This window comes from Methyloversatilis sp. XJ19-13 (genome assembly GCF_024580155.1).
Classification (GTDB): domain Bacteria; phylum Pseudomonadota; class Gammaproteobacteria; order Burkholderiales; family Rhodocyclaceae; genus Methyloversatilis.
Genome location: NZ_JANINH010000005.1, coordinates 248,652 through 264,032, shown reverse-complemented (window position 1 = coordinate 264,032; position 15,381 = coordinate 248,652). Strand labels below are relative to the sequence as shown.

The 15,381-nt window shown below is 67.0% G+C and carries 15 protein-coding genes; 13 read left to right on the top strand and 2 right to left on the bottom strand.

Annotation, left to right across the window (positions count from 1 at the left end):
- Positions 1–41: 41 nt before the first annotated feature.
- The 3 genes from bchI to NMQ14_RS09190 all read left to right on the top strand — a co-directional run bounded on the left by bchI (position 42) and on the right by NMQ14_RS09190 (position 4,177).
- Positions 42–1,061 (top strand): magnesium chelatase ATPase subunit I, encoded by a 1,020-nt coding sequence (gene bchI / locus NMQ14_RS09200; RefSeq protein WP_257095409.1) that lies wholly within the window; start codon positions 42–44, stop codon positions 1,059–1,061.
- Positions 1,051–2,874: a magnesium chelatase subunit D gene (locus tag NMQ14_RS09195; protein ID WP_257095407.1), complete on the top strand. Its 1,824-nt coding sequence runs from the start codon at positions 1,051–1,053 to the stop codon at positions 2,872–2,874. Before bchI ends, NMQ14_RS09195 begins: the two co-directional genes overlap by 11 nt.
- A 247-nt stretch (positions 2,875–3,121) precedes the next feature.
- Positions 3,122–4,177: a phytoene/squalene synthase family protein gene (locus NMQ14_RS09190; RefSeq protein ID WP_257095405.1), complete on the top strand. Its 1,056-nt coding sequence runs from the start codon at positions 3,122–3,124 to the stop codon at positions 4,175–4,177.
- A 111-nt stretch (positions 4,178–4,288) separates the two neighbouring features.
- Here the strand turns inward: NMQ14_RS09190 and bchO are convergent, their stop codons facing one another.
- Positions 4,289–5,176: an alpha/beta fold hydrolase BchO gene (gene bchO, locus NMQ14_RS09185; protein WP_257095403.1), complete on the bottom strand. Its 888-nt coding sequence runs from the start codon at positions 5,174–5,176 to the stop codon at positions 4,289–4,291.
- An 89-nt stretch (positions 5,177–5,265) separates the two neighbouring features.
- On the opposite strand from bchO, the gene NMQ14_RS09180 reads away from it, so the two are divergent.
- Positions 5,266–5,421: a hypothetical protein gene (locus NMQ14_RS09180; protein WP_257082278.1), complete on the top strand. Its 156-nt coding sequence runs from the start codon at positions 5,266–5,268 to the stop codon at positions 5,419–5,421.
- Between the two features lie 2 nt (positions 5,422–5,423).
- Here the strand turns inward: NMQ14_RS09180 and NMQ14_RS09175 are convergent, their stop codons facing one another.
- On the bottom strand, positions 5,424–6,422 hold the full coding sequence (locus tag NMQ14_RS09175; RefSeq protein WP_257095400.1) for a carotenoid 1,2-hydratase: 999 nt from the start codon (positions 6,420–6,422) through the stop codon (positions 5,424–5,426).
- Positions 6,423–6,596: 174 nt separating this feature from the next.
- On the opposite strand from NMQ14_RS09175, the gene NMQ14_RS09170 reads away from it, so the two are divergent.
- The 9 genes from NMQ14_RS09170 to pufL all read left to right on the top strand — a co-directional run bounded on the left by NMQ14_RS09170 (position 6,597) and on the right by pufL (position 15,362).
- The gene (locus NMQ14_RS09170; RefSeq protein ID WP_257095399.1) at positions 6,597–7,490 is read left to right on the top strand and encodes a polyprenyl synthetase family protein; all 894 of its coding nucleotides are present in this window, start codon (positions 6,597–6,599) and stop codon (positions 7,488–7,490) included.
- Between the two features lie 38 nt (positions 7,491–7,528).
- A complete protein-coding gene (locus NMQ14_RS09165; RefSeq protein ID WP_257095397.1) occupies positions 7,529–8,704 on the top strand; it encodes an acetylserotonin O-methyltransferase in 1,176 nt (391 codons plus the stop codon).
- A 103-nt stretch (positions 8,705–8,807) separates the two neighbouring features.
- Positions 8,808–9,743 carry a chlorophyll synthesis pathway protein BchC gene (gene bchC / locus NMQ14_RS09160; protein ID WP_257095395.1) on the top strand — a complete coding sequence of 312 codons (936 nt, stop codon included), beginning with the start codon at positions 8,808–8,810 and terminating at the stop codon, positions 9,741–9,743.
- Positions 9,740–10,762 carry a chlorophyllide a reductase iron protein subunit X gene (locus NMQ14_RS09155; RefSeq protein WP_190295015.1) on the top strand — a complete coding sequence of 341 codons (1,023 nt, stop codon included), beginning with the start codon at positions 9,740–9,742 and terminating at the stop codon, positions 10,760–10,762. Before bchC ends, NMQ14_RS09155 begins: the two co-directional genes overlap by 4 nt.
- Positions 10,763–10,772: 10 nt before the next feature.
- Entirely contained in the window at positions 10,773–12,299 is a 1,527-nt protein-coding gene (bchY, locus tag NMQ14_RS09150) for a chlorophyllide a reductase subunit Y (protein WP_257095393.1), read from the top strand.
- Positions 12,300–12,384: 85 nt separating this feature from the next.
- Positions 12,385–13,833: a chlorophyllide a reductase subunit Z gene (gene bchZ / locus NMQ14_RS09145; protein WP_257095391.1), complete on the top strand. Its 1,449-nt coding sequence runs from the start codon at positions 12,385–12,387 to the stop codon at positions 13,831–13,833.
- A gap of 157 nt (positions 13,834–13,990) precedes the next feature.
- Complete coding sequence (gene pufB, locus NMQ14_RS09140; protein WP_257082284.1) at positions 13,991–14,221, top strand: light-harvesting antenna LH1, beta subunit; 231 nt, start codon at positions 13,991–13,993, stop codon at positions 14,219–14,221.
- Positions 14,222–14,231: 10 nt separating this feature from the next.
- Positions 14,232–14,432, top strand: a complete 201-nt coding sequence (gene pufA, locus NMQ14_RS09135; RefSeq protein WP_069039366.1) for a light-harvesting antenna LH1, alpha subunit — start codon at positions 14,232–14,234, stop codon at positions 14,430–14,432.
- A gap of 111 nt (positions 14,433–14,543) precedes the next feature.
- Positions 14,544–15,362, top strand: a complete 819-nt coding sequence (gene pufL, locus NMQ14_RS09130) for a photosynthetic reaction center subunit L (protein WP_223300116.1) — start codon at positions 14,544–14,546, stop codon at positions 15,360–15,362.
- Positions 15,363–15,381: the final 19 nt, after the last annotated feature.

Here is a 15,381-nt window from a genome sequence, read left to right as displayed (position 1 = left end):
CCGGGTGCGCGCAGCGCGCGGCCCTGACCCGAGGTTTGTCGATGTCACAGCCCTTCCCGTTCTCGGCCATAGTCGGCCAGGACGAAATGAAACTGGCCATCCTGGTCGCCACCGTCGACGCGTCCATCGGCGGCGTGCTGGTATTCGGCGACCGCGGTACCGGCAAGTCAACCGCGGTGCGCGCGCTGGCGGCACTGCTGCCGAAGATGCGCGCGGTCGTCGGCTGCCCCTATCAGTGCGATCCGGCCGACGGTGCGTCGTGCTGTGCGCAGTGCACGGCCGGCAAGGCCACGCTGAAGACCCACCTCGTTCCGGTGCCGGTGGTCGACATGCCGCTCGGTGCGACCGAAGACCGGGTGGTCGGTGCGCTCGATCTCGAACGCGCGCTGACTCGCGGTGAAAAGGCCTTCGAGCCCGGCCTGCTGGCGCGTGCCAACCGCGGCTTTCTGTACATCGACGAAGTGAATCTGCTGGAAGACCATCTGGTTGACCTGCTGATCGACGTTGCCGCGTCAGGCGAAAACCTGGTCGAGCGCGAAGGTCTGAGCGTGCGCCATCCGGCGCGCTTCGTCATCGTCGGCAGCGGCAATCCGGAAGAGGGCGAATTGCGTCCGCAGCTGCTCGACCGCTTCGGCCTGTCGGTCGAGGTGACGACGCCGACCGACCTGCCGACCCGGGTCGAGGTGGTGCGCCGGCGCGATGCGTACGAGCGTGACCGCGATGCCTTCGTCGCGCACTGGAAGAAGCACGACGACAAGCTGCGCAAGAAGATTGTCGCGGCGCGCGAACACCTGCCCAACGTGAAAGTGCCCGACGGTGTGGTCGAGCAGGCGGCCCGCCTGTGCATGGCGCTCGGCACCGACGGCCTGCGCGGCGAACTGACGCTGATCCGTGCCGCGCGCGCGCTGGCCGCTTTCGAGGGCGACGACGCGGTGAGCGACGCCCATCTGCGCCGCATCGCGCCACCCGCGCTGCGCCACCGCCTGCGCCGCGATCCTCTGGACGATGCCGGTTCCGGCGCGCGTGTCGATCGCGCGGTGGAAGATCTGTTTGGACAATAGCGCCGCATCCGGCGCCGAGCGGGCAACGGTCGTCGATGACCCCTGGTTGCGCGCCGCGCTGACCTGCGCGCTGTGTGCGGTCGATCCGGTCGGCACCGGCGGTGTGCGCCTGCACGCCCAGGCCGGACCGGTGCGCGACGCCTGGCTCGCTCAGTTGCGCGACATGCTGCCGCCCGGCACGCCGATGCGCCGCGTGCCGTTCAATGTCACCGACGGCCGCCTGCTCGGCGGGCTTGACCTGACCGCCACGTTGCGCGCCGGCCGCCCGGTGGCCGAGCGCGGACTGCTGGTCGAGGCGCATGGCGGTTTCGTGCTGCTGGCGATGGCGGAACGCCTGCCACCCGGCACGGCCGCCCGCGTCACCGCGGTGATGGACGCCGGCGAAGTGGCGCTGGCCCGTGACGGCATTGCGCTCACCAGCGCGGCGGCGTTTGCGGTGGTCGCGCTCGACGAAGGGCTGGAGGACGAGCCGCTGTCGACGGCGCTGTGCGACCGCCTGGCTTTCCACCTCGATCTGGACGGTTTGCGCGCGCAGACCTGCACCCCGCTGCCGGTGAGCGCCGCCGACATCGAACGGGCGCGCGCCCGTCTGCCAGTGGTCGCCGTGCCGCCCGGTGCTACCGAGGCGCTGGCGGCGACGGCCCTTGCGCTCGGCGTTTCGTCGATGCGCGCACTGCTGCAGTCGGTCCGGGTGGCGCGCGCCGCGGCGGCGCTCGACGGCCGCGATGCGGTGGCCGAAGACGACGTGACGCTGGCCGCCCAGCTCGTTCTCGCACCGCGTGCCACGCAGTGTCCGACCACCGAAATCCCGCCCGAGCAGGCCGATGCCGCGCCGCCGGAGCCGGAGGACACGCCCCCCGATGAGCCGCCGCCGCCCGAACCCGAGGCCGGCCAGGACGCGTCGGACAGCGATGCGCAACCACCGGACGACCGGCCGCTGGACGATGTCGTGCTGCAGGCGGCACAGGCGGCAATTCCCCCCGGCTTGCTGGCGCGCCTGCAGGCCGGGGCCGGGCGTCTGCCGCGGGCGCGCAGCGCCGGACGGGCGGGTGCGTTGCGTGCCGGTGGCCTGCGCGGCCGGCCGGCCGGCATCCGCCGCGGCACACCCGGCAACGGTGCGCGCCTGAACCTGATCGAAACGCTGCGTGCGGCCGCGCCCTGGCAGCCGCTGCGCCGTGCCGCCCGCGCTTCTGCGCCGTCGAACTGCCTTATTGATGTACGGCCGGATGACTTCCGCATCACCCGCTTCGCACAGCGCTCGGAAACCACGACCATCTTCCTGGTCGACGCCTCCGGTTCGTCGGCGCTGAACCGGCTGGCCGAAGCCAAGGGTGCGGTCGAACTGCTGCTGGCGGACTGCTATGTGCGGCGCGACCGCGTGGCCTTGATCGCCTTCCGGGGCGGCGGCGCCGAGGTGCTGCTGCCGCCGACCCGTTCGCTGGTGCGCGCCAAGCGCAGTCTGGCCGGTCTGCCCGGCGGTGGCGGCACGCCGCTGGCCGCCGGCATCGATGCCGGCTGGCTGCTGGCCGATGCGGTGCAGCGCCGTGGCGACACGCCGACGCTGGTGCTGCTGACCGACGGTCGTGCCAATGTGGCGCGCGACGGCGCCGGCGGCCGCGCCCGCGCCGAGGAGGATGCGCGATCGGCCGCGCGCCGGGTGCGCGCCAGCGCCTTTCGCGCGCTGTTCATCGACACGTCGCCGCGGCCGCAGCCGGCGGCACGAGAACTCGCAGCCGACATGGCAGCGATGTACATGCCGCTGTCGGCGGCCGACGCGGTCAGCATTTCGAAGATCGTCCGCGCGATCGCCTGAGCCGGCGACCGGGCGCTACACCCGAGCGCGCTCACCTGTGCTGACCAGTGTCAATCGGACGAGAAATTTATTGTCAATTCAAATTGACATATCTATACTCGCTCCACGATGCTGCCGCCCACCGCCCTGTCAGGATTCGCCCCTTCGCACGTCGATTGGCACGGCTTTCGCCATTGCAGTTGCATGTCGCAGTGTGCGATCGCCGCGACACTGGCGATCCCTTGCAGTGCGCCGCCGCGTGATCTGCATGGCTGAACCGACGCACGCAGAGGACATGCGGGCCTGTCGCGCATTGCTGCGCAACGGCTCGAAATCCTTCTTCGCGGCATCGCTGCTGCTGCCGCGCGCCGTGCGCGAGCCAGCCTGCTCGCTGTATGCCTTCTGCCGCATCGCCGACGATCTGGTCGATGACAGCCAGGCCGACGAGAACGCGGTCGCGCACCTGCGCTGGCGGGTCGAACAGGCCTGCGCCGGACAGCCGCATCCTGAACCGGCCGACCGCACGCTGGCGCGTGTTGTGGCCCGCTTCAACATTCCTGCGTCGCTGCTGCTGGCGCTGATCGAAGGCTTCGAGTGGGACGCGCGTGGCCGTCAGTACATGACGCAGTCCGAACTGTTCGAGTACTGCGCCCGCGTCGCCGGCACGGTCGGCGCGATGATGGCGCTGCTGATGGGCGTGCGCGACCGTGAAATCGCGGCGCGCGCCTGCGATCTGGGTCTGGCGATGCAGCTCACCAACATCGCGCGCGATGTCGGCGAAGACGCCCGGCGCGGCCGGCTCTATCTGCCGCATGACTGGATGGTCGAGGCGGGGCTCGATCCGGCTGGCTGGCTGGCCGAACCGGTGTTCGACGCCCGGCTTGCGCAGGTGGTGCGCCGCCTGCTGCAGTGTGCCGACCTGCTGTACGCGCGTGCTGCGCCCGGCATCGAAAAGCTGCCGTCAGGCTGCCGACCGGGCATCCGTGCGGCGCGCAGCGTCTATGCCGAAATCGGCCGCGGTGTCGAACGCCGCGGCTACGACTCCGTGTCGTCGCGCAGCATCGTGTCGCCCTGGCGCAAGAGCGTGCTGCTGGCCGAAGCGCTCAGTGGTGCGTCGGCCAGGTCCGCCACGGCGTATTACCACGTGCTCGATGAAGTGTCGGCGCTGGCTGACGCGGTGGCCGCTGCGCCGACCGTCGACATGTCGGCACTGATCGGCATTCCGCGGCGCACGCCGCAGCAGCGCATCGAGTGGCTGTTCGACCTGTTCGAACGGCTCGAGCGCGAAGATCGCAATCGCGGTACCCAGGGCACACCCAGCTGAATTCAAGCTGAAAACTTCAGCCGACCGCGTGCCGGGTTCGCGTCCTGCACGAAACCCTGGCAGCCTTGCCCCCCGTACTTCACCACGCTCCGACCAGACGCGGTTCTCAGCTCATCGGTGGTGCGCCGTGTCGACGCGTCCATCCGCTTCGAAGATGTGCCGTGCGGCGAGCGCGGGCGCTTCTTCATGCGCCAGATGACCCAGACTCTCCAGTTCCACCAGACGCGAGCCCGGCACCATGCGGTGCACCCGGCGCGATTCCTCCGGCGACACGGTTTCGTCGCCCCTGCCGACCACCAGCGTCAGTGGTGCGCGCAGCGACGGCAGGTCGCGCACCAGTGGCGCCACATCCCAGTTCGCCATCATGGCCAGTGCGCCGGCGACATGAGCGGGGGTGCTGACCAGCTTGTGATACAGCGCCACGCCGTCCGGGTCGAGCGCCGAACCGGTGCTGCGGATCAGGCGCTCGACCGCGTCGCGCTGCGTGGCACGCCAGGCGAACGCCTGCGGCGCGAAGGGCAGGGCGGACAGCAGGCGTGCCGCCGGCGGGAACAGCAGCCCGGCCAGCCCGGGCAATGGCAGCATCGCGCCATTGAGGCTGACCAGCGTGCGTGCCGGCAGCAGCCCGTCGATATTCATGCGCAGCATGATGGCCGCACCGGCCGAATGCCCGGCGACCACCTGTGGCTCCACTTTCAACGCCGCCAGCAGTCCGCCGAGCGCGCGCGCGATGCCTTGCAGCGTCAGCCGGTGCGACGCAGGCGTGCCGCTGAAACCGTGTCCGGGCAGATCTGGCGCGACCACGGTGTAGCGTGTCGCCAGTTCGGGCAGCAGCGCACGCCACGAATGCGTGGCCGCGCCGGTGCCGTGCAGCAGCAACAGGACCGGTCCGTCGCCGGCCACCTGCACATGCCAGCGCAGCCCGCCCGCCTCGACGAAGCGGCTTGCCGTGCGGTTGGGCCAGTCGCCGCCGTCGCGTGTCCAGTCGAGCGCCCTCATGACGTCGCGGCGGCAGAACCTGTGCCGACGGGCGGGGTCAGCATCACCGGAAGAGGTGCCGCAAGTGAGTGGCCGAAGGAGGGCAGGACATGAGTTCCACGATGCTGAAACTGATCGAAGCGTTGCTGGTGATCGGTGGCGTGCTCGGATTCGCCGTGTATCAACTGGTATCGGTGCGTCGCCAGATCAAGGCGGACCGCGCTCAGGCCGATGCGACCGACGAGGACAACGGCGCCGCGCACTGAGCTTACAGCGCCGCGCACACCCGCGTGCCGCTGCGACGCGGCATGCGGAAGGGCAGCAGGGTCTGCACCCAGCGGCTGCGGAAGCGGTCGAGATCCAGGCTTTCATGCATGCTGCCGACCGATTCGCCGAGCAGCTGCGTGCGCACCATCGACCGGGCGTAGAACGGTGTGTCTTCCAGCGTTTGCGCCTGCGGCGCCGCATGCTCGCTGCGCGTGGCCCGGTCGACCCGCCACATCGTGGTCGGCAGCGTCTGCTCGGGCGGCGGGTCGAAGGTGCTGAAGCCGCCGTCGGCATCGAAGCGCAGCGCGAGCGACGCGCTCGACGCATCGCGTCGCGTCACGTCATACAGCACGGCCGTGTCGCCGCCGTGCAGGCTGGCGCGCGACCAGTGCCAGCGTACGAAGGCTTCTTCGAGCGATGTTTCGCCGGCGTTGCTGTCGAGATAGCCATCACCCTGCCAGTTCAGCGAGGGCTGATCGAGCTGCACGCTGACCCGTGCGCAGGGCGCGATCGGCGACCACAGGTGCCGCCCTTCGGCATCGAGCGCAAAGGCGTTGCGCGACAGCACCGGTGACTGTACGCGAACCTGTCCGCGCAGGCGTTGCGGCAGTGGCGTGGACACTTCATCGAGATCGATCACCAGCGCGTCACCATCCCAGTGCAGGCGACTCGGGCCGATCGCCAGTTCATGGGCCGAACGGCGCAGCGCGCCGACGCCCCGTTCGGTCATCGCCCAGCGCCGGCAGTCGCCGTACAGCGCGACATTGACCGAACAGAAATCCTGCGGATCGGCCCGGCCCGGCGCGCGCCGCCGCGCCGCGGCGTAGTACGGCGAAAACACGCTGCCGATGAAGGCGATGATGGTCAGGCCGTAGCGGCCGTCGTCGCTCATCGCATCGACATACCACCACTGATAGCCGCCCGGCGGCACGCGGGCCGAGAAGTCGCGCGCGTTCATCGCCTGGCTGTCGTGGTGCAGGCCCACGGGCCTGTTGCACATCGGCAGCGCTCCGCATCCTGCCCGTTCCGAATCTTGTCATGTGCGTTGTCATGTGCGCTCACGGAAGCTCCTGTAAATCGTGATTGACGTTGTTGTGTGTAATGCCTACATTACATTACACGACTACGCGACAAGCAAGCTTGACAGTCGCGACGACAACAACAGGAGACGGACATGGACGGCATGAAGCGTATCGAGCGGGCCCTGAGTGCTGCAGTCGAACAATCGCTGGAAGCCGCACTGTCGCATGCCGACGGTCCGACCTGCCCGCCGCTGCTGGCATCGGCGATCCGTTATGCCGTGTTTCCGGGGGGGGCGCGCATCCGTCCGCGTCTGTGTCTGGCCGCCGCCTGCGCCTGCGGTGAGGATGACACCTCGGTGGCAGATCACGCCGCCGCCGCCATCGAACTGCTGCACTGCGCTTCGCTGGTGCATGACGATCTGCCCTGCTTCGATGATGCTCCGATGCGCCGCGGCAAACCTTCGGTGCACAGCGCCTACGGCGAACGCATCGCAGTGCTGGCCGGTGATGCGCTGATCGTGCTCGCCTTCCAGACCCTGGCGCGTGGGGGTGCGAATGCGCCCTACCGTCTGGTGCCGCTGCTGTCCATTATCGGCCGCGGGGTCGGCGTGCCGTCGGGCATCGTGGCCGGGCAGGCGTGGGAGTGCGAGTCGGACGTCAATCTGCGCGAATACCAGCAGGCCAAGACCGGTTCGCTGTTTGCGTCGGCCACGATGGCGGGTGCCGCGGCTGCCGGCGCGGATCCCGGCCCCTGGCGTGCACTCGGCGACTGCATGGGTGAAGCCTTCCAGGTCGCCGACGACATCCTCGATGCGGCGTCGGATGCGTCCAGGATCGGCAAGCCGGTCGGTCGCGACGTGGCGCTCGGCCGTCCGAGCGCTGTGCGCGAACTGGGCCTGCACGGTGCGATCCGTCGCCTCAACCTGCTGGTGGCCGAAGCCATCGATTCGGTGCCGGTGTGTTCGGGTGCAGACGGTCTGCGCGCGGTCATCGCGATGGAAGCATCGCGGCTGATTCCGCGCGAACTTGCCGACAGCGTTCTCTGAAGCCGGCCCCGCCCGCTTCCTGACCGCGCACAGACGGAATGAGTACCCCGTTCAGCATGGATTCGTCGGCCTTCGACGGCGAGCGCAAGCCCGGTCTCGCCGATCGCCTGCGCAACGCCGCCGATCGCCTGCTCAGCAGCCCGCGCTTTCATCACTGGGCGTCCGCGTTTCCGCTGACGCGCTGGAAAGCCCGGCGCGAGGCGCGCGCGCTGTTCGATCTGTGTGGCGGCTTCGTCTATTCGCAGATCCTGCTGGCCTGCGTGCGGGTCGACCTGTTCCGGCTGCTGGCCGGCGGACCGTTGGCGGCACATCGGATTGCAACGCGCATCGGCATGTCGGACGAAGCGGCGGCCCGTCTGCTCGACGCCGCGGTCGCGCTGCGCCTGGTGGCCCGTCGTTCAGGCGGCCGGTACGGTCTGGGCATGCTGGGCACGGCGATGGTCGCCAACCCGGGCATCGCGGCGATGGTGGAACACCATGGCCGCATCTATCGTGATTTCGAAGATCCGCTGGCGCTGCTGCGCGGCCTGTCGCAGCGCACGGCGCTGTCGCAATACTGGCCGTATGCCGGCAACGAACAGGCGTCGGCGCTGGAAGGCGAACGCATCCGCGACTACACCGCGCTGATGGTGGCATCGCAGCCAATGGTGGCGTCCGAGGTGCTCGACGCCTATCCGGTCGCCATGCATCGCTGCCTGCTCGACATCGGCGGTGGCGACGGCAGCTTCCTCGCCTCGGCGGCGCAGCGCGCACCCGACCTGACACTTCAGCTGTTCGATCTGCCGGCGGTCGCCGAACGTGCACGCATGCGTTTCGATGCGGCCGGTCTTGCCGCGCGTGCCACGGCCTTCGGCGGTTCCTTCCAGTCGGGCGAACTGCCGACCGGTGCCGACCTGGTGTCGCTGGTGCGCGTGCTGCACGACCATGACGACGAAGATGTCATGGCGCTGCTGCGGGCCATCCATCGTGCGCTGCCGGACGACGGCGTGCTGTTGATTGCCGAACAGATGTCCGGGGTGCGCGGCGCCGAACCGGTGGGCGACGCCTACTTCGGCTTCTACCTGATGGCGATGGGGCGCGGGCGTCCGCGCTCCGAAGCCCGCCTGACCGAAATGCTGCGCGCCGCCGGCTTCTGCCAGATCGGCCTGATTCCGACCCGTATTCCTTTGCAGACGTGCGTGCTGGTCGCGCGTCCGAAACATTTACAGACATAAATGTAATGATTAGTTGACACTAATCAGAGTAAGCCTAGAATGACACTCAAGGTGACAAGCCGTCGCGACACATGAACGACGGGGTCCTCAACGCGGAGGCGCGATGAACAGTATTGCCGTGGTACTGAAGCAGCCGGAGCAGTTGGAGCTGAGCCAGCTCCAACTGACGCCGGCAGGCGATGCCGACGTCGTGGTCGACGTCGAGTGGAGCGGCATCAGTACCGGCACCGAGCGCCTGCTGTGGTCCGGCCGCATGCCGCCGTTCCCCGGAATGGGATATCCGCTGGTGCCGGGCTACGAATCGGTGGGGCGCGTCAGCGCCGCCGGTGCCACGTCCGGTCTGAATGTCGGTGATCACGTATTTGTACCGGGCGCACGCTGCTTCGGCGAAGTGCGCGGCCTGTTCGGCGGTGCGGCGTCACGCCTGGTGGTGCCGGCTGCCCGCACCGTCACGCTGGACGACAGCTTCGGCGAACGCGGCATCCTGCTGGCGCTTGCAGCAACCGGGCAGCATGCGATCGCCGACGGCGATCACCTGCCCGACCTGATCATCGGCCACGGCGTTCTGGGTCGCATGATCGCCCGCCTGACCGTTGCCGCCGGGGGCGACCCGATCGTGTGGGAACGCAATCCGGCGCGCGCCGACGGCGCAGAAGGCTATCGCGTCATCGACCCCGCCACCGACGAGCGCCGCAATTACCGCTGCATCTGCGATGTCAGCGGCGACGGCAGCCTGCTCGACGCACTCATTGCCCGGCTGGCCCCGCACGGAGAGATTGTGCTGGCCGGTTTTTACGAAGACGCACTGTCCTTCAACTTCCCGCCGGCCTTCATGCGTGAAGCCCGCCTGCGCATCGCCGCGCAGTGGCAGGAAAGCGATCTGGTGACGGTGCGCGACATGGCAGCCGACGGACGGCTGTCGCTCGAAGGTCTGATTACCCACCGGCAGACTGCGACCGATGCGGATGCGGCTTACCGCACGGCGTTCTCCGATCCGGCCTGCCTGAAAATGATTCTCGACTGGAGATCCCTGTCATGAGCGACGCCTGCGGAACATCGTCCGGCACTTCGCCGATCAAGTTCGACCTGAACAAGGTGCTGCGTGCCGAAGCCGCCATCGATCCGGATCCGGTCCCGACCGGTGAAGCGACGAAGACGACGCAGATCATCGCGATCTACGGCAAGGGCGGCATCGGCAAGAGCTTCACGCTCGCCAACCTCAGCTACATGATGGCGCAGCAGGGCAAGAAGGTGTTGCTGATCGGCTGCGACCCGAAGAGCGACACCACCAGCCTGCTGTTCGGTGGCAAGGCCTGCCCGACCATCATCGAAACGAGCAGCAAGAAGAAGCTCGCCGGCGAGGAAGTCAAGATCGGCGATGTCTGCTTCATCCGCGATGGCGTGTTCGCCATGGAACTGGGCGGACCGGAAGTCGGTCGCGGCTGCGGCGGTCGCGGCATCATCCACGGCTTCGAAACGCTCGAAAAGCTGGGCTTCCACGACTGGGGCTTCGACTACGTGCTGCTCGACTTCCTGGGCGACGTGGTGTGCGGCGGCTTCGGTCTGCCGATCGCCCGCGACATGTGCCAGAAGGTCATCGTCGTCGCCAGCAACGACCTGCAGAGTCTGTACGTCGCCAACAACGTGTGCAGTGCGGTCGAGTACTTCCGCAAGCTCGGTGGCAACGTCGGCGTGGCCGGCGTGGTGATCAACCGCGACGACGGCACCGGCGAGGCTGCGCAATTTGCCGAAGCCGCCGGCATACCGGTACTGGCGACGATTCCCGCCAACGACGACATCCGTCGCAAGAGCGCCAGCTACGAAATCATCGGCCGGCCCGGCTCGCAGTGGGCGCCGCTGTTCGAGGAACTGGCGATGAATGTGGCCGAAGCGCCGCCGGTACGGCCGAAACCGATGACGCAGGACGGCCTGCTGGGACTGTTCGCCGCCGATGTCACGGGGCGTGACTACGTGATGACGCCGGCTACCGTGGCCGACATGCTGGGCAAGGATGAAGTGATCAAGCCGACGCTCGAAGTGGTGTACGACACCGTTTGAGGTGGCCACCATGTCAAACATATCCGACATCAAGGTCATCAACGCCGATGCGCTGAAAAGCGACGGTCTGGGCTGCCATGCCGGTCGCGACCAGCTGGAGGGTGCGGCCCGCGCCGCCGGCAAGAGCGGTGTGCTGGATCAGTACGCACTGGACTATCCGAAGGGGCCGCACGATCAGCCCCAGTCGATGTGTCCGGCCTTCGGTTCGCTGCGCGTCGGCCTGCGCATGCGCCGCACCGCGACCGTGCTGTCGGGTTCGGCTTGCTGCGTCTATGGACTGACATTCACCTCGCACTTCTACGGTGCGCGTCGCAGCGTGGGTTACGTGCCGTTCAACAGCGAATCGCTGGTGACCGGCAAGCTGTTCGAAGATATCCGCGAAGCGGTGTTCAAGCTGGCGGATCCGGCGCAGTACGACGCAGTGGTCATCATCAATCTGTGCGTGCCGACCGCCAGTGGTGTGCCGCTGCAGCTGCTGCCCAAGGACATCAACGGCGTGCGCATCATCGGCATCGACGTGCCGGGTTTCGGCGTGCCGACGCACGCCGAGGCAAAGGACGTACTGGCCGGCGCGATGCTGCGCTACGCACGCACCGAAGCCGAGCAGGGCCCGGTGCAGGCGCCGCGCAACGGCATCAGCGACAAACCCACGGTCGCCCTGGTGGGCGAAATGTTTCCGGTGGATCCGGTCGGCATCGGTGCAATGCTGGAACCCCTTGGCCTGGCGGCTGGTCCGGTGGTCCCGACGCGAGAGTGGCGCGAGCTGTATGCAGCCCTCGATTGCGCCGTGGTGGCGGGGATCCATCCTTTCTACACCGCGAGTTTCCGTGAATTCGAAACCGCAGGGCGCGCCATCGTCGGTTCGGCGCCGGTCGGACACGACGGCACCGATGCCTGGCTGCAGGCCATCGGCAACGCATGCAATGTCGGACAGACTCAGATCGATGCGGCCAGAAACCGCTTCCTGCCTGCCATCCGTGGCGCGCTGTCGGCCAATCCGATCAAGGGTCGCATCACGCTCAGCGGCTATGAAGGGTCCGAACTGCTGGTTGCCCGCCTGCTGGTCGAAAGCGGCGCCGATCTGCGCTACGTCGGCACGGCCTGCCCGCAGACGGTGCACAGCGCGGCCGACCTCGACTGGCTGAACGCGCACGGCGTCCATGTGCAGTACCGCGCATCGCTGGAGCAGGATCTGGCGGCAATGCACGAATTCAAGCCCGACCTGGCGATCGGCACGACGCCCATCGTGCAGGCGGCGAAGGAAGCCCGCATTCCGGGTCTGTACTTCACGAACCTGATTTCCGCCCGCCCGCTGATGGGACCGGCCGGTGCCGGCTCGCTGGCGACGGTGGTCAACACCGCCATCGCCAACAAGGCGCGCTTCGACACCATGAGTGACTTCTTCGAAGGCGTCGGCACCGGGCACACCGCCGGTGTCTGGCAGGAATCTCCGAAGGACCATCCCGAGTTCCGCACCGCCTACAAGGCGAAAATGGCCAAGCTGGCCAAGGCGCGCAGCGTAGAGGAGGCCATATGAGGCCGAATCGGATCCCCCGCGCCAACCATCGGCTGCCCCTCGAGGGGGCGGTCGCCCTCCTTCGGACCGCCGGGCGGAGGACGACATGCTAGTCCTCGATCACGATCGCGCAGGCGGCTACTGGGGTGCGGTGTATGTGTTCACCGCCGTCAAGGGTCTGCAGGTGGTCATCGATGGTCCGGTCGGTTGCGAAAACCTGCCGGTTACCTCGGTGCTGCACTACACCGACGGCCTGCCGCCGCATGAACTGCCCATCGTGGTGACCGGACTGGCCGAAGAGCAACTCGGGCGCGAAGGCACCGAAGGGGCGATGAAGCGCGCGCACGCGGTGCTCGATCCCGACATGCCGGCCGTGGTGGTCACCGGCTCCATCGCCGAAATGATCGGTGGCGGCGTGACGCCCGAAGGCACGAACATTCAGCGCTTCCTGCCGCGCACCATCGACGAGGACCAGTGGCAGTGCGCGAATCGCGCCATCAACTGGCTCTGGACACAGTACGGCACGAAGAAGATACCGGAGCGCAAGCCGCGCGCTGAAGGCGCAAAGCCGCGGGTGAACATCATCGGGCCGATCTACGGCACCTTCAACACGCCGAGTGATCTGGCCGAGATCCGCCGCCTGGTCGAAGGCATCGGCTGCGAAATCAATATGGTGTTCCCGCTCGGGAGTCACCTGGCCGACGTACCGAAGCTGGTCGATGCCGACGTCAATGTCTGCATGTACCGGGAATTCGGTCGCCTGCTGTGCGAAACGCTGGAACGTCCCTACCTGCAGGCGCCGATCGGCCTGCACAGCACCACCCTTTTCCTGCGCAAGCTGGGCGAACTGACCGGTGTCGATCCGGAGCCCTTCATCGAGCGCGAAAAGCACACGACGATCAAGCCGATCTGGGACCTGTGGCGCTCGGTCACCCAGGACTTCTTCGGTACCGCCAGCTTCGCCGTCGTCGCCAACGAAACTTACGCGCGCGGCCTGCGCCACTTCCTCGAGGAAGACATGGGCCTGCCGTGCAACTTCGCGGTGTCGCGCTGCCCGGGGCAGAAGACCGACAACGCGGACGTGCGTCGTCTGGTGCGCGAGAAGACGCCGCTGGTGATGTTCGGCAGTTACAACGAACGCATGTACATGGCCGAATGCGGCGCCCGTGCCAGCTATATCCCGACGTCTTTCCCGGGCGCCATCATCCGCCGCCACACGGGCACGCCCTTCATGGGCTATGCCGGTGCGACGTATGTCGTGCAGGAGGTGTGCAACGCGCTGTTCGACGCGCTGTTCCACATCCTGCCGCTGTCCACCGACATGGACCGGGTGGATCCGACACCTGCGCGCATCTCGCGCGCCGATACGCGTCCTTGGGACGACGAGGCGCAGCGCCTGCTCGACCAGTACGTGAATGAAAAGCCCTTCCTGGTCCGCATTTCGGCAGCCAAGCGCCTGCGTGACCGGGCGGAAGAAGATGCCCGTCGCGCCGACGAAGCGCGCATCACGGCGGAACGCGTAATGAATGCGCGCCTGGCGCTCGAGCCGACATGAGTCCGGCAGGCAGCGAAGGCGCAGTGACAGAACACGAAAATGCGTCCGGTCTGACCGGAACACGATCTTCCGGGGTGCGGCCTGCCCCGAAAGTCCCTGCCGCGCGGGGTTTGCGCGGTGGTAACACGGCCGAAAGGCCCATCAGGAGGTAAATGTTATGGCTGATGCCAACAGCGGATCCCTGTCAGGACTGACAGCTTCCGAGGCGCGGGAATTCCACGCCATTTTCATGACCAGCTTCATCGTCTTCACAGTCATCGCAATCATCGCGCACATCCTCGTGTGGAACTGGCGTCCCTGGTTCCCCGGTTCCGAGGGTTATGCGTCGCTGTTCGAAGGCATCAAGGCGGCGACGTACTCGGTCATTCCCTACATCTACCAGGCATAGGAGCAAGAATATGTGGCGTATATGGATGTTGTTCGATCCGCGCAGATCACTGGTGGCTCTGGCCGTCTTTCTGTTCGTGCTCGCGATCGTGATTCATTTCATTCTTCTCAGTACCGATCGCTTCAACTGGATCGAAGGACCGAGCAAGAAGCCGATGGCTGCGGCAAGTGTCGCAATGCCGGCACCGGTTGCACTGAATCAGGTGCAGTAGAGAGGAAGGCGCAAGTCTGGCGAGGACCGGGCCTGCCCGGCCTCGCTTGTTGCGAAGCCAGGTTTGAAAAGTGGAGGCCCGAAGGCTTCCCAAAAGGGGGTTGGCATGTCCATGCTCAGTTTTGAAAGAAAGTACCGCGTCCGCGGTGGCACGCTGATAGGCGGAGACCTGTTCGATTTCTGGGTGGGCCCCTTCTATGTAGGATTCTTCGGCGTCACCACGATGTTCTTTTCCCTAGTGGGAACGCTGCTGATCGTCTGGAGTGCCTCGCAGGGGCCGACCTGGAATCTGTGGCAGATCAACGTTGCGCCGCCCGACCTGAGTTACGGGCTTGGCATGGCACCGCTGATGGAAGGCGGGCTCTGGCAGTTGATCACGGTGTGCGCAATCGGGGCCTTCGTGTCATGGGCACTCCGGGAAGTCGAGATATGTCGCAAGCTCGGCATCGGTTATCACGTTCCCGTAGCGTTCGGTTTCGCGATTCTGGCTTACGTGACCCTGGTCGTGTTCCGGCCCATCCTGATGGGTGCATGGGGGCACGGGTTCCCGTACGGCATCATGAGTCACCTCGACTGGGTTTCGAATACCGGTTACCAGTATCTGCATTTCCATTACAACCCGGCGCACATGCTGGCGGTGAGCTTCTTCTTTGCCACCACCCTCGCACTGTCGCTGCACGGCGCGCTCATCCTGTCCTCGACCAACCCCGCGAAGGGCGAAGTGGTCAAGACGCCGGATCATGAAAACACCTTCTTCCGCGATGCGATCGGCTACTCGATCGGTACGCTCGGTGTGCACCGTCTCGGGCTGTTCCTTGCGCTGTCGGCGGTCTTCTGGAGTGCCGTGTGCATCATCATCAGCGGCCCGTTCTGGACGCGCGGCTGGCCCGAATGGTGGAGCTGGTGGCTCAACCTCCCCGTGTGGCGCTAACAGAAGAAAGAGAGGGTAG

What these genes read in the sequence shown, in the direction of transcription:
- NMQ14_RS09175 (WP_257095400.1), bottom strand. Translation starts at nt 6,422, where the DNA reads ATGTGCAACAGGCCCGTGGGCCTGCACCACGACAGCCAGGCGATGAAC.
- pufL (WP_223300116.1), top strand. Translation starts at nt 14,544, where the DNA reads ATGCTCAGTTTTGAAAGAAAGTACCGCGTCCGCGGTGGCACGCTGATA.
- bchY (WP_257095393.1), top strand. Translation starts at nt 10,773, where the DNA reads ATGTCAAACATATCCGACATCAAGGTCATCAACGCCGATGCGCTGAAA.
- bchI (WP_257095409.1), top strand. Translation starts at nt 42, where the DNA reads ATGTCACAGCCCTTCCCGTTCTCGGCCATAGTCGGCCAGGACGAAATG.
- bchC (WP_257095395.1), top strand. Translation starts at nt 8,808, where the DNA reads ATGAACAGTATTGCCGTGGTACTGAAGCAGCCGGAGCAGTTGGAGCTG.
- NMQ14_RS09170 (WP_257095399.1), top strand. Translation starts at nt 6,597, where the DNA reads ATGGACGGCATGAAGCGTATCGAGCGGGCCCTGAGTGCTGCAGTCGAA.
- pufA (WP_069039366.1), top strand. Translation starts at nt 14,232, where the DNA reads ATGTGGCGTATATGGATGTTGTTCGATCCGCGCAGATCACTGGTGGCT.
- NMQ14_RS09165 (WP_257095397.1), top strand. Translation starts at nt 7,529, where the DNA reads ATGAGTACCCCGTTCAGCATGGATTCGTCGGCCTTCGACGGCGAGCGC.
- pufB (WP_257082284.1), top strand. Translation starts at nt 13,991, where the DNA reads ATGGCTGATGCCAACAGCGGATCCCTGTCAGGACTGACAGCTTCCGAG.
- bchO (WP_257095403.1), bottom strand. Translation starts at nt 5,176, where the DNA reads ATGAGGGCGCTCGACTGGACACGCGACGGCGGCGACTGGCCCAACCGC.
- bchZ (WP_257095391.1), top strand. Translation starts at nt 12,385, where the DNA reads ATGCTAGTCCTCGATCACGATCGCGCAGGCGGCTACTGGGGTGCGGTG.
- NMQ14_RS09190 (WP_257095405.1), top strand. Translation starts at nt 3,122, where the DNA reads ATGGCTGAACCGACGCACGCAGAGGACATGCGGGCCTGTCGCGCATTG.
- NMQ14_RS09180 (WP_257082278.1), top strand. Translation starts at nt 5,266, where the DNA reads ATGAGTTCCACGATGCTGAAACTGATCGAAGCGTTGCTGGTGATCGGT.
- NMQ14_RS09155 (WP_190295015.1), top strand. Translation starts at nt 9,740, where the DNA reads ATGAGCGACGCCTGCGGAACATCGTCCGGCACTTCGCCGATCAAGTTC.